We start from the raw sequence: 12,183 nt of genomic DNA on the forward strand, positions 1-12,183 counted from the left end.
GCATAAGGAATCATCATCATGGATCGCTCTTTTGCCTCAGAAATTCAAGCTCGCATTGATAACAAAACCAAACCAGTAGGCGCTCTTGGTTTGCTCGAAAAAGTGGCGCTAGAACTGGCGTTAATTCAAAGCCAAGATAAGCCGCAAGCGGTTGAAATAATAGAAATTCGCAAACCAACCATGTTGGTATTCGCTGGTGATCACGGTATCGCCGAAGAAGGGGTGAGCATTGCGCCAAGCGCTGTGACTCAACAAATGGTGGCGAATTTTCTCGCTGGTGGCGCCGCCATTAACTGTTTCTGCGATCTCAACCAAATTGACTTTAAGGTCATTGATTGTGGCATGTTGTCACCGATCGATACCTTAGTTCCTGACTTTAAAAATCATCCCAACTTGATTGAGAAACGTCTGGGAAATGGCACGGCAAATTTTGCTAAGCAAACGGCGATGTCACTAGAACAAGTCGCGCTAGGTTTGGAATATGGTGCAAAGGTCGCGCAGCAGGCGATCCTTAATGGCTCGAACTTATTGATGTTTGGTGAGATGGGGATTGGCAATACCAGTTCGGCATCGGCACTGTTAACTGCGCTGAGTCCATTGGAAGTCGACCATTGTGTTGGCTATGGTACGGGTATTACTCAAGAGCAACTCAACCGCAAGATCAAGCTAGTTGCACAAGGTGTGAATCGCTGTCGTGACCTTGATACTAAAGGAGCGTTGGCTCAAGTTGGTGGGTTCGAAATCGTACAAATGGTTGGCGCATTCTTAGAAGTTAAACACCATAAAACGCCAGTCTTGGTCGATGGATTTATCGTATCTGTAGCCGCTTATGTCGCGACTCTATTAGATGAAGAGACGCGAGATTACATGCTGTTTGCTCATAACTCAGAAGAGAATGGGCATAAGTTTGTGCTGGAATGCCTACAAGCGGAGCCTCTCTTGGATCTTGGTTTGCGTTTAGGTGAAGGAACCGGAGCGGCACTTGCTTTGCCACTCGTAAAAGCGGCGGCTCAGTTTTACAACAACATGGCGAGCTTTGAGAGTGCGGGAGTGACGGTTTAGTGTCTGCTTCTGATAACACACTCCATTCAGAGACTCGTTCTTTGCGCTATCAGAGTGAGCTTTTCTTGCTCGCAGTAAGCTTTTTTAGCCGCATACCAGTGCCTTCTGATTTACCTTACAGTGAAACGCGCATGAACCAAGCGGGCCGATATTTTGCTTTGGTCGGTGTGTTGCTAGGGCTACTGTGCGCAGCTGTATTTTCACTGGCAAGTTTATTGTTCCCAAACTCAGTTGCCATCGTGTTAACCATGGCATTTAGCCTGATGCTTACCGGCGCGTTTCATGAGGACGGTCTAACGGATATGGCGGATGGTATTGGCGGTGGTAGGACGTTAGAGCGCCGCTTAACCATTATGAAGGACAGCCGCATCGGGACTTACGGAGCTGCAACGCTCATGATGGCGTTGCTGGCGAAGTTCGTATTTTGGAGCGAGTTAGCCAATGAACCTCAATTTTGGCTGATTATTGTTGTGGCGTACACCGTGAGCCGAGCACTGGCTGCCACTCTCATATACGACATGCCTTACGTTAGTGACGCTGACACCTCGAAAAGCAAGCCGTTAGCGAATAAACAATCGAGCTTAGAGGTCGCGATACTGCTCTTAACTGGTGGGGTTGTCGCGTTGTTATTGGGCGTGACTCAGGCTGCTGTGGTTGTATTGGTATTGGCACTGTTTCGTGTCGGCTTTAAACGCTGGCTGACCAAACGTATCGGCGGATTTACTGGCGATTGCCTTGGTGCCGCGCAGCAGCTTTCAGAGTTGCTTGTTTATCTCACTCTTATCGCATTTAGTCATTCATTATGAAGCAACTTATTCTAGGTGGTGCGCGCTCAGGAAAATCGAGCTTAGCAGAGAGCAAGGCGCAACAGTGGGCAAAAAATAAAAACGGAACGCTTCACTATGTGGCGACGGCATTGCCGTTTGATGAAGAAATGAAGCAACGCATTGCTCATCATAAACTGCAGCGAGGGGCTGGGTGGATTGAACATGAATGTCCGCTTAATTTGCCTGAGCTCATTTGTGATTTTTCTTCTCAAGATGTTGTGTTAGTTGACTGCCTCACGCTTTGGCTCAACAACTGGATTTTTGAACTCGGTGATGACTGTTGTAATAAGCGGTTAGAGGAAAAAATTGAGCGGGTGGTGAATGCGGCAGCACAATCTGAAGCGACGCTAATTTTTGTGTCTAACGAAGTCGGCATGGGCATTGTGCCGCTTGGTGCCATCAGTCGCTACTTTGTTGATAATGCGGGACGGATGAATCAAAAGTTGGCGACAGTGTGTGAGCATGTCACGTTTGTCGCCGCAGGCTTACCGCTTGAGCTCAAACCATAGTAAGGGAAGAGATGAAAACGCTGAATATCTATTTACTGCGACACGGAAAAGTGAACGCAGCCCCAGGTTTACACGGACAAGCCGATTTAAAAGTTGATGAAGCTGAGCAACGCAAAATTGCTCAAGCCTGGCAACAAACGGATCGAGAAGTAGAAGGGATCATCAGCTCTCCCTTGTCACGTTGTCACGATCTTGCTGAGATACTCGCTGAGCAGCAACTTTTGCCTTTAAGTGTGGAACCACAACTTCAAGAATTGGATTTTGGTGATTTCGACGGCATCCCATTTGACATGCTTTCTGAGCACTGGAATAAGCTTGATGCGTTTTGGAAAGCACCGGCACAACACACCTTACCGAATGCCGAGAGCTTGGATGATTTCTCTCATCGTGTAACTTGTGCTTGGTCTCAAATCATCAACGATATCAATGACAACTTGCTAATTGTCACGCATGGTGGCGTAATTAGAATGATTCTTGCCCATGTATTGGGTGTAGATTGGCGCAATCCGCGATGGTATTCGACATTAGCGATAGGAAATGCGTCAGTAACACATATAACAATTACCATCGATGATCAGATTTACGCCTCAGTTCGTTCGATAGGCGTACCACTATTTGAAAATTAGTCACGGAAGTAGCCAACGCTTGGATCTCGACCGAGTTTAAGAGAGAAAAGGGCTGGCTCGATTACATCAAAAGGAACCATAAATGACCGCTCCTAGCTGGGATTTATCCATCGTTTATAACGATCTCGCTGACCCACGAATTCAAGATGACATTGCCCTTGTAGAGCAATGCATTGACCTACTCAATAAACAGTCTGCTGATTGTAACTCTGTTGAAGTGATGCAAAACGCAATCTTAACCAGCGAGGCGGCAAGCCGTTTGGCTGGCACTATTGCGAACTTCGCTAACTGTTACGCGTCAGTGGATGCGACAAATGCAGAGGCGAAAGCACTGCTGGGTCGTATGACGCGTATTTTCTCTGAGCTTTCTCAAGCTTACAGTGCCTTTGAGCTTAAATTGACTCACGCTGATGAAGAGTTCATTACTCGCGTTTTGGATCATGAAAATCCAGACATTAATGGTCAGGCGTTTTCAATCCTGAACTCTCGCAAACTGGCTGACACACGCCTAAGCACCGAAGAAGAAAAGTTGTTAGCCGCAATGAGCGTGGATGGGAAATCGGCGTGGGGCAAGCTTTACAATAACCTTACAGGTTCATTAAAAGTTCAATTAGAACATGCGGATAGCGAGAGCGAAGAACTCGGTTTCTCCCAAGCGGCAAGTATTCTTTATGGCTCGGAGTTTGAGCGTCAAGAAGGTGCATGGCGCGGTGTGCAAAAGGCGATGGCCACACATCAAGAATCGTTCGCAGCGATTCTCAATGCACTTTCAGGCTGGCGTTTAACGGAAAACAAAAAGCGTTCTGTTAAACGTGATGTTCATTTCCTTGATCCAAGTTTGCATGGCAGCCGAATCAAAGCTGAAACGCTTGACTCAATGATGACGGTTGCAAAAGACAGCCGTGACATAGGCCAGAAAGCGGGCTTACTAATGGCAAAAGTACATGGTTTTGATGAGATGAAACCATGGAATCACCTCGCTGCGATGCCTGCTCTAAGTGGTGAAACGAAAGTTTACCCTTTTGATGAAGCAATCGACGTTATTTGTGAAGCGTTCGAAACCGTGAATCCAGACATGTCCGAGTTTGTCCGCATGATGGTACAAAACGGTTGGATTGATGCAGCCCCCAATGCCAATAAACGCCTTGGTGCGTACTGTACCAAGCTGCCAGCGACACGTACGCCACTTGTCTTTATGACGTGGAGTGGTAGCCGCTCAGACCTGATGACGCTTGCTCATGAGCTTGGTCATGCGTTTCACAACTGGGTGATTCGTGACTTGCCGCTTTGCCAAACGTACTACCCGATGACGTTGGCAGAAACTGCCTCGATTTTCGCTGAAAACATCGTTCGTGATCATTTAATTTCAAAAGCAGAAAGTGTGGATGATAAGCTCGAAATGCTGTGGGAAGAGCTCTCTTCGGCGTTGGCGCTGATGATCAATATTCCAGTTCGTTACGAATTTGAAAAAGCTTTCTACGAGCGTCGCCAAGAGGGCGAACTGACAGCAGATGATTTCTGTGAGCTAATGTCAGAAACGTGGAAAGATTGGTATGGCGATGTGATGAGCGAGGCTGACCCTTATTTCTGGGCGAGCAAACTGCACTTCTCAATTTCTGGAGTGAGTTTCTACAACTACCCATATCTGTTCGGCTTCTTGTTCAGTAAAGGCATTTACGCGCAGCGCGCTTCGAAAGGTGAGAGCTTCTACAGTGACTATGTGGAATTGTTGCGTGATACTGGCAATATGATGGCAGAGGACGTAGTAGCCAAACACTTATCGATGGATCTTACGCAACCAGAATTTTGGCAGCAGAGCGTCGAACTCGTTCGTGACAAAGTAGACGAATTTGAACGTTTACTCGCACAACGTAGTGAGTAAGTACGAAAAGTTGATCAGATCGTGATGATCTTATTTAGGGCTGTGGTAAAGTTCACAGCCCTAACACTTTGTAATTGTTCAAAAAACATACGCCTCAATGCTTGGTTTGAGTGCATGGTCCGGAAAGGTATGGGATTTTCGTGAAAATTGACGGTTTCTACTCATAAGTGGGATCGCAACAACAAAAATCCTTTGTACAATTTATTAACATACCTGCCGTGCTATTAAGGAGTAACGCATGACGAAGTCTCTCTTTCGCCAATCGTTTTTAACTGACACGTTAGATGTTCATATTGATGTTGCGCCAGCGGAGCAGGTGCTGACTAACGGTGTAAAACTGAAACTCTATCAACGTGGTGTGCTCGAAGTAATTCCTGATGACTACACTCAGGAGACCAAGAACATCATCATTTCATGCGGTGTCCATGGGGACGAAACTGCACCGATGGAGTTAGTGGATTCAATCATTAAAGACATTGAATCCGGTTTCCAAAAAATCGAAGCTCGTTGTCTATTTATTATCGCCCATCCAGAATCAACACTGGCCCATACGCGATTTCTTGAAGAAAACCTCAATCGTCTCTTTGACGACAAACAACACGAACCAACCAAAGAGCTTGCTATCGCAGATACACTCAAACTGTTGGTGAGAGATTTCTACCAAGACACTACGGAAAACACTCGTTGGCATCTTGATTTACACTGTGCGATTCGTGGGTCAAAGCATTATACCTTTGCGGTGAGTCCGAAAACGCGCCATCCGGTACGTAGTAAAGCACTTATTGATTTTCTAGACAGCGCACATATTGAAGCGGTGCTACTGTCTAACTCTCCATCGAGTACATTTAGTTGGTTTAGTGCGGAAAACTACGGTGCGCAAGCACTGACTATGGAACTTGGCCGTGTTGCTCGCATTGGTGAAAACGATCTCGATAAGATGACTGCATTTGACCTCTCTTTACGTAATTTAATTGCAGAATCAAAAGCAGAGCACTTATCTAAGCCATGTATTAAGTACCGCGTAAGCCGTACGATTGTGCGCTTGCACGAAGATTTCGATTTCATGTTTGATGATAACGTCGAGAACTTTACCGCATTTGTTCATGGGGAAGTGTTTGGTCATGATGGAGATAAACCGTTAATGGCCAAAAACGACAATGAAGCAATAGTCTTCCCAAATCGCCATGTTGCTATCGGGCAGCGAGCAGCGTTAATGGTGTGTGAAGTGAAAACACGCTTTGAAGATGGCGAATTAGTCTACGATTGATGCGAGTAAGCCCTAAAATAGGGTAAATAAGCATACTAAGTCATTTGCAATTTACCGAGGCTTAACTGTAAGGTTAAGCCTCGTTTGTATTTATCGGCCACTATGGATTTTCAACAACTTATCCTGAACAAGGAGCGACGCTGGCAACGCAATCTTTTGATTATGTCAGTGATTCTCGTGCTGCTCTCTGCCATTCATTTGATGGTCGGAGAGGTTTTCCTTTCTCCTTTTCAATCTCTTTCTGCGTTTGAACAAAAACTGTTATTGGATTTGCGTCTGCCACGTTTGGTAGCCGCTGCGATAATTGGCGCCGCATTAGCGGTCTCAGGGGCAATATTGCAAGTCTTGCTTGGGAACGTATTAGCCGAACCCGGTGTTCTCGGGATCTCTGGTGGCGCGAGCTTGGCAATGGTGCTAGCTATGTTTGCTTTGCCTGTTTTGCCTTCCCCAATGATTTTTATGTTAGCCGCGATCGCTGGCTCGATGCTATTCACCGTCATATTGGTTGGCATAGCGCGAGCGATGCATCTCACTACCGCAAGGCTGCTGCTTGTCGGTGTTGCTCTGGGTATTCTGTCGAGCGCCATTGTGACTTGGGCATTCTACTTTAGCGATGACTTAAGCCTCCGTCAGTTAATGTACTGGTTAATGGGCAGCATTGGTGGGGCAAGTTGGTATCAGCACACCGTCACTTTAGTCATGCTACCTGTGCTGATTTGGCTCTGCAGCAAGGGCAAGCCGCTGGATAAGTTGATGCTTGGGGAAATCCATGCAACTCAACTGGGTATTGATGTTCATCAGATGCGCTGGAAGCTCATTTTGGCAATTTCCGTACTTGTTGGCGGTTCCGTTGCGTTAGGTGGGATCATTAGCTTCGTGGGCTTAGTCGTGCCGCATCTGCTTCGATTAGCGTTTGGTACCGAAAACCGTTACCTGTTGCCTCTTTCTGCAATATCTGGCGCAGCCTTATTGGTTTTTGCGGATATTGGCGCGCGTTTGTTGCTCGATTCCGCAGAGCTACCTCTCGGAGTGATGACCACTTCTATCGGTGCGCCTATCTTCATTTGGATGCTGGTGAAAAGTCATGATGCACGTTAAGCACATCGCAGTTGGAAGTCGACTGCTACCGTTGTCCTTTGAATGTAAGCCGGGTGAGGTTGTGCATGTCGTGGGTCCAAACGGCTCTGGGAAAAGCACATTACTTGGCGCGATATCTGGCACCTTAAATCAGCGTGAAGGTGTAAGTGGGGAAGTACTTGTCGACAATAACGACCTGCTCACAATGCCACTTTCAGAACAAGCGCATATCCGTGGTTATTTGTGTCAACAATCAAGACCTGCGTTCAATGTTGACGTCTTTCAATACTTAGCACTTTCACTGCCAACGGGTGCCAATATCAGCGATGCGAAAGTACAAGATGCTGTTAACATCGTTATTGAGCTGGTGCAACTACAAGACAAGCTTCATCGAAGTATTCAGACATTATCCGGCGGTGAATGGCAGCGTGTCCGTCTAGCCGGAGTGTGCTTGCAAGTGTGGCGAACAATTAACCCATACTCTCAGCTATTGATTTTGGATGAACCCGCAGCGCCGCTGGATATTGCCCAAGAAGGACTGCTATATCAGCTCATTAATGCCGTCGCTGCGCAGGGTATTGGGGTGTTGGTCGCAAACCACGATCTAAACCGAACGCTTAGGCACGCTGATAAAGTCTTGCTGCTCAATAACGGCGTATTGCATTCTTCCGGTAACGCCGATGAAGTGCTATCAGAAGAAGGATTAGCTGAGGTGTTCCAAACTCAAGTTAAGAAGGTCTTGGTAGAAGAAAGGCCGTATCTGATTTTTGATTAGTATCCTAAAGGAAGACAGAGCATCCAGATGCCAAGCGTTTATTTGTTGCGAGACTAAAACAGAGGCATCTGATGTGAATGGGACTTCTTGATATCTAATGGGTTATCGACCCCCTTAAAGTACTCCACCCAAACTTTATTACTTCTCGGAAACTCTCGTCGGAGGGCTTTCTTAACGTGTTTACGCGTACTGACCAAATCTCCCGTCATCGTTTGATTGTGATACCCCGTTTCAACAACTTGGAACTCGCAGTCGACTAGGCAACAAATCAGAAAGCCGCGGTCTCTTTTGTAAGTCTTAAACTCTACCGCTTCTTTAGGCTGCAATTCTTTGAGCTGTTTTTCGACTAACGGCAACACCTGAGATATATGAATCATAAGTAATCCACGATATGGTAACTGAGATAAGGTTATCAGAGAGATAGACCTCAGAAATATCAATAAATACTGAACAGGTGTTTAGTTTGAGCATAACAATGCAGTTGGGAATGCAACGCGCAGATTCAATTTGGATGAATTCTCGAAAGTTGTCCAATAAAGCTCAGAATAAAAAAGCGCCCACAATATCGAGTATTGTGGGCGCTGTATTTTATCTGTAGTGCCTTATGGACGACTTACTGTGTAAGTGGCTTAAGGTCGGCAGGGCGGTAGTAAACCGATTTTAGAACCTTGCCTTTACGTACCGTTTTGCCTTCAGATACAAAATCTTCTGCGCATTTCGCAATGATGTATTCGCCTTTTTGAACCGCCATCAGTTTGATGCCTTGTTCAGCGTAGAACGCTTCTGTTTCTGCGTATTCCTGTTCGTTGCGACACACTTTGCTCATGTTGCTTGAATGCACTTCGTCCCAGCAAGGGATAAAGTCGATACCACGGTTCACCGCTACGTTAAGCAGTAGATCGATCAGGTAGCTGATCGCTAGGTTATCTTCAACTTTGCTGTCACCAAGGTGTACTAGACGACCCATTAGAACGTAAACGCTGTCAATGATTGCGTCTGCTTGCTCGGTTTTGCAATCCGCTTCCGCTAGTTCAGTAAGCTCTTCGATCGCAAGAGAAGTGTGTAGCGTATCTGCTTGTGCGTCTAGGCTTGCAACATCCGCCACTGGTAGGTCGAAAGTGCTACGGAACTCGGTGATGTCACGGTATAGGTGATCAAAAATCTCTTGGGTTAGCTTTGACAGTTGCATTCTAATGTCCATTGAATCGATTGAAGTCGCAATCATATCAAACCGAACTTTAATCCCCAAGCGATCCCATTCTAACTGGTTAGAATTCTGTCTCTTGGGGAGTGAGTTTTAGCGGAATAGGAAAGGGAAGAGCTTCTTACGTTCTTCCTCTGAAAGCGCTGAGACACGTGCGATATTAGTATCTGGAATGGACTCCGGATCAGGGTAGTGTTTGAGTACTTTTTCCATGCTCTCTTCACGGATCAAATGAAACACTGGGTATGGAGAGCGATTCGTCAGGTTTTCATCATCTTCTGGTTCTGCTCCGCCAAAACAGTAATCAGGATGGAAGGTGGCAACTTGGAAAATACCTTCCCAATCTTGCTGCTTGATCAAGCCTTCAACCCAATCAATGAAGAAGTTGTAATCCCAGAAATCTTGCAGCATGTTTGGAACCACAACCAAGGTTGTTTCCAGTTTTTCTGGCTCGGTATTACTGAGTTCGATCAATTGCAGCAAAATGTCTTCAAGTAGTGCTTCTTCTTGCGAGGCTTCACTAACGAAGATTTTGATTTGTTTATTGCGCTGAGGCTTAGCGGCGAACGGGCAGAGATTTAACCCGATCACGACATCATTGAGCCATTGATCGACTTGCTCTGTGATCGCATTGATATCGGTGTTTGGTGATTCTTGTGTTGAGCGCGTTGGCATACGACTTTCTTGCTTTTATGAATGTGGCGCAAGCATAGCAGACCGGCGCCACAACATAAAACCAATAAGGTTTAACGCTTCATTAAGCCGCTATGTCTGCGTTATCGCCAGCGTCGATTCGCTCTGTGATGTGTTTTAAGAATGCGGTAGCAGCGAACATTGCGATGTACAGTGCACTGCCACCGATGAGTACACTCGACCAACCGCCGTTTTGCCAGCAATAGAGCAATAGGAATCCACCTAAACTGCCACCAATGTAGTAATGCACGAGATACAATGCGGTCGCCGTCGCTTTTGCTTGTGTCGCGTTTTGTCCAACCCATCCGTAGGCGAGCGTGTGAGTGAAGAACGCACCGAAGCTGATCAATAACAAACCTGTCAACATTGCAGGTATGCTTTCAATTACTGCGATCCACATGCCAGCCATACTGACGATAGAGCCTAAAAACATGCCAAGTATCGGTGAAAAGCGTTTACTCCAATGTCCGGCACAACGGGAAGAAAACGTACCACCCAAATAGCAAACAAATATGAGAGAAGCTAACCCGACTGGCACATTATGTGGCGCACTGACCAAGCGGAATCCCATTACCGAATAAAGATTAACGAACAACGCAAAGTTCAAACCGCCAATCAGCATAGCGAACCACACACGTTGATTTTTGAAGTGCCCGATAATAGCTCGATTGTGATGCCTTAAACTGCTCGAAGAAGGGGTGAAGTTTTTCTGTTTTGGCAGCAAGTAATGCACGCTGACCACACCGATAAGGGTGAATAGCATCATGACTTCGATGGCGACGTCGATGCTGAAGTTGTCTGCCAACAAACCTCCGCTGATACGCCCTGCGATCCCTCCCAATGAATTGGCTGCGATATAAGTACCGATCGCCATTGAAAATGCGTGTTTATCTAGCTCTTCCGCCATATAAGCAACGGCAACAGCTGCAAACGCGGCAAGCGCAACACCGATCAAAGCGCGACAAACCACTAAGAACAAAAACGAATCGCCAAGCAGCATTAATGCGGAGATAGCAGGGATCGAAAACAGACCAAACATCATTACAGGTTTGCGCCCAATCGATTCAGAGAGCACAGCCATTGGGACCAAGCTAAAGGAGAGAGCCAGTGTGGTGGCGGCGAATAGCCAGTTGACCTGCGTTTCCGAGATCTGAAAGTGCGCCGCAAAGCTTGGCAGCATCGGCTGAAGGAGATAAAGGTTCGAGAAAACCAAAAACGAGCCGAGTGCCAGAGATAGCGTAATGCGTTTGTATTCCGGAGAGCCGAAACTGACCATGAGTCCTGCCTAATGCGAGCGAGCAAATATAAAGAAACTGTGATCAATCTATCAGTTAGTTCTGGATTGAAAAAATATATTAAAAATATGGTTGGTATATATTTTTGATCTAATGGAATCGAAGCAACTCAAACACTTCTTGGCGGTCGCGGAACACGGCAACATTACTCATGCAGCTAAGGCTTTGCACATTGCTCAGCCAGCGTTAAGTATTTCGATTAAGAAGTTCGAACAGTCTCTTGGCGTGACGTTGTTTCGCCGAGAAGAAAAGAAAATCAGCTTAACCAAAGAAGGGGAAACACTGTTGGTTCACGCTAAACGAGTGATTCAGCAGTTACACGATGCGCAGCTAGCGATTGATGAGCTCAAAGGTTTAGCCAAAGGGGAAGTGCGCCTTGGTACGCCTTCAATGATGGGCAGCTACTTCTTTCCCCGAATTGTCATGGCGTTTAAGAGCCAGTATCCAGATTTAAAGCTGACGCTGGTGGAGGCGGGCACTCAGTCTATCCGCCGAATGTTACTTAATGGACAGCTCGATATTGGCGTGATCAGCTGTGACGATGTACCAGACGACTTAGAAACGGATCATCTGTTTACTAGCCAAATGGTCGCCGTCGTGGCTCCGGAACATGACTTAGCTCAGCATAACGCCATCACGTTTGATCAGTTTTTTGAGCATGACTTGGTGATGTTCCAACATGGCTACTTCCACCGAGAATTCTTAGACAACGTCAGCGAAGAGCATGGCTTTACAATGAAGTCTTCATTCGAAACTAACTTGTTGCCGCTTATTCTGAGTATCGTCAAACAAGAATTTGCTATTACTGCGCTTCTTGAATTGGTGACACAACATGAGCAGGGCGTGGTGGGTATCCCATTTGAACCGAGCGTTAAGCTCGACCTTGCACTCGCGTGGCGAAAACAAGGCTATCTATCCATTGCCGACCGTACTTTTATTGACTTTGTGAAGCGGTATGTTTGATTT

The 12,183-nt window shown here is 46.4% G+C and carries 13 protein-coding genes; 9 read left to right on the top strand and 4 right to left on the bottom strand.

Translation table 11 applies throughout. From position 1 onward, the window contains the following. Window positions 1-18: 18 nt before the first annotated feature. From cobT to btuD, 8 genes are all read left to right on the top strand, one after another. Window positions 19-1,062, top strand: a complete 1,044-nt coding sequence (cobT, locus tag VJL_RS00725; RefSeq protein WP_081634767.1) for a nicotinate-nucleotide--dimethylbenzimidazole phosphoribosyltransferase — start codon at window positions 19-21, stop codon at window positions 1,060-1,062. After that, on the top strand, window positions 1,062-1,868 hold the full coding sequence (locus VJL_RS00730; RefSeq protein ID WP_050568794.1) for an adenosylcobinamide-GDP ribazoletransferase: 807 nt from the start codon (window positions 1,062-1,064) through the stop codon (window positions 1,866-1,868). The genes cobT and VJL_RS00730 overlap by 1 nt, the downstream gene beginning before the upstream one ends. Further along, window positions 1,865-2,398, top strand: coding sequence for a bifunctional adenosylcobinamide kinase/adenosylcobinamide-phosphate guanylyltransferase (cobU, locus tag VJL_RS00735; RefSeq protein ID WP_038874748.1), 534 nt, complete (start codon window positions 1,865-1,867; stop codon window positions 2,396-2,398). The genes VJL_RS00730 and cobU overlap by 4 nt, the downstream gene beginning before the upstream one ends. Before the next feature lie 11 nt (window positions 2,399-2,409). Continuing rightward, window positions 2,410-3,024 carry an alpha-ribazole phosphatase gene (gene cobC, locus VJL_RS00740; protein ID WP_038874749.1) on the top strand — a complete coding sequence of 205 codons (615 nt, stop codon included), beginning with the start codon at window positions 2,410-2,412 and terminating at the stop codon, window positions 3,022-3,024. A gap of 82 nt (window positions 3,025-3,106) precedes the next feature. Then, window positions 3,107-4,906, top strand: a complete 1,800-nt coding sequence (locus VJL_RS00745) for a M3 family oligoendopeptidase (RefSeq protein WP_038874753.1) — start codon at window positions 3,107-3,109, stop codon at window positions 4,904-4,906. A 238-nt stretch (window positions 4,907-5,144) separates the two neighbouring features. Then, window positions 5,145-6,173: a succinylglutamate desuccinylase gene (locus VJL_RS00750; protein WP_038874756.1), complete on the top strand. Its 1,029-nt coding sequence runs from the start codon at window positions 5,145-5,147 to the stop codon at window positions 6,171-6,173. A gap of 102 nt (window positions 6,174-6,275) precedes the next feature. Next, window positions 6,276-7,271, top strand: a complete 996-nt coding sequence (gene btuC / locus VJL_RS00755) for a vitamin B12 ABC transporter permease BtuC (RefSeq protein ID WP_038874759.1) — start codon at window positions 6,276-6,278, stop codon at window positions 7,269-7,271. Then, entirely contained in the window at window positions 7,258-8,025 is a 768-nt protein-coding gene (btuD, locus tag VJL_RS00760; protein ID WP_081634894.1) for a vitamin B12 ABC transporter ATP-binding protein BtuD, read from the top strand. The genes btuC and btuD overlap by 14 nt, the downstream gene beginning before the upstream one ends. Window positions 8,026-8,078: 53 nt before the next feature. Here the strand turns inward: btuD and VJL_RS00765 are convergent, their stop codons facing one another. The 4 genes from VJL_RS00765 to VJL_RS00780 form a co-directional block, all read right to left on the bottom strand. Continuing rightward, entirely contained in the window at window positions 8,079-8,402 is a 324-nt protein-coding gene (locus tag VJL_RS00765) for a hypothetical protein (RefSeq protein WP_038874761.1), read from the bottom strand. 236 nt (window positions 8,403-8,638) lie between these two features. Then, a complete protein-coding gene (locus VJL_RS00770) occupies window positions 8,639-9,214 on the bottom strand; it encodes a nucleoside triphosphate pyrophosphohydrolase family protein (protein ID WP_005445519.1) in 576 nt (191 codons plus the stop codon). Window positions 9,215-9,322: 108 nt separating this feature from the next. Further along, a complete protein-coding gene (locus VJL_RS00775; RefSeq protein ID WP_038874764.1) occupies window positions 9,323-9,904 on the bottom strand; it encodes a DUF1415 domain-containing protein in 582 nt (193 codons plus the stop codon). An 82-nt stretch (window positions 9,905-9,986) separates the two neighbouring features. Then, window positions 9,987-11,198, bottom strand: a complete 1,212-nt coding sequence (locus VJL_RS00780; RefSeq protein ID WP_038874766.1) for an MFS transporter — start codon at window positions 11,196-11,198, stop codon at window positions 9,987-9,989. 112 nt (window positions 11,199-11,310) lie between these two features. Here VJL_RS00780 and VJL_RS00785 point away from each other — a divergent pair, with 112 nt between their 5' ends. Next, a complete protein-coding gene (locus VJL_RS00785; protein ID WP_038874770.1) occupies window positions 11,311-12,180 on the top strand; it encodes a LysR family transcriptional regulator in 870 nt (289 codons plus the stop codon). Window positions 12,181-12,183 lie beyond the last annotated feature (3 nt).

The sequence above is a fragment of the Vibrio jasicida CAIM 1864 = LMG 25398 genome (assembly GCF_000400365.1).
Taxonomy (GTDB): Bacteria; Pseudomonadota; Gammaproteobacteria; order Enterobacterales; family Vibrionaceae; genus Vibrio; species Vibrio jasicida.

What these genes read in the sequence shown, in the direction of transcription:
- cobT (WP_081634767.1), top strand. Translation starts at nt 19, where the DNA reads ATGGATCGCTCTTTTGCCTCAGAAATTCAAGCTCGCATTGATAACAAA.
- cobU (WP_038874748.1), top strand. Translation starts at nt 1,865, where the DNA reads ATGAAGCAACTTATTCTAGGTGGTGCGCGCTCAGGAAAATCGAGCTTA.
- cobC (WP_038874749.1), top strand. Translation starts at nt 2,410, where the DNA reads ATGAAAACGCTGAATATCTATTTACTGCGACACGGAAAAGTGAACGCA.
- VJL_RS00745 (WP_038874753.1), top strand. Translation starts at nt 3,107, where the DNA reads ATGACCGCTCCTAGCTGGGATTTATCCATCGTTTATAACGATCTCGCT.
- VJL_RS00750 (WP_038874756.1), top strand. Translation starts at nt 5,145, where the DNA reads ATGACGAAGTCTCTCTTTCGCCAATCGTTTTTAACTGACACGTTAGAT.
- btuC (WP_038874759.1), top strand. Translation starts at nt 6,276, where the DNA reads ATGGATTTTCAACAACTTATCCTGAACAAGGAGCGACGCTGGCAACGC.
- btuD (WP_081634894.1), top strand. Translation starts at nt 7,258, where the DNA reads ATGATGCACGTTAAGCACATCGCAGTTGGAAGTCGACTGCTACCGTTG.
- VJL_RS00765 (WP_038874761.1), bottom strand. Translation starts at nt 8,402, where the DNA reads ATGATTCATATATCTCAGGTGTTGCCGTTAGTCGAAAAACAGCTCAAA.
- VJL_RS00770 (WP_005445519.1), bottom strand. Translation starts at nt 9,214, where the DNA reads ATGCAACTGTCAAAGCTAACCCAAGAGATTTTTGATCACCTATACCGT.
- VJL_RS00775 (WP_038874764.1), bottom strand. Translation starts at nt 9,904, where the DNA reads ATGCCAACGCGCTCAACACAAGAATCACCAAACACCGATATCAATGCG.
- VJL_RS00780 (WP_038874766.1), bottom strand. Translation starts at nt 11,198, where the DNA reads ATGGTCAGTTTCGGCTCTCCGGAATACAAACGCATTACGCTATCTCTG.
- VJL_RS00785 (WP_038874770.1), top strand. Translation starts at nt 11,311, where the DNA reads ATGGAATCGAAGCAACTCAAACACTTCTTGGCGGTCGCGGAACACGGC.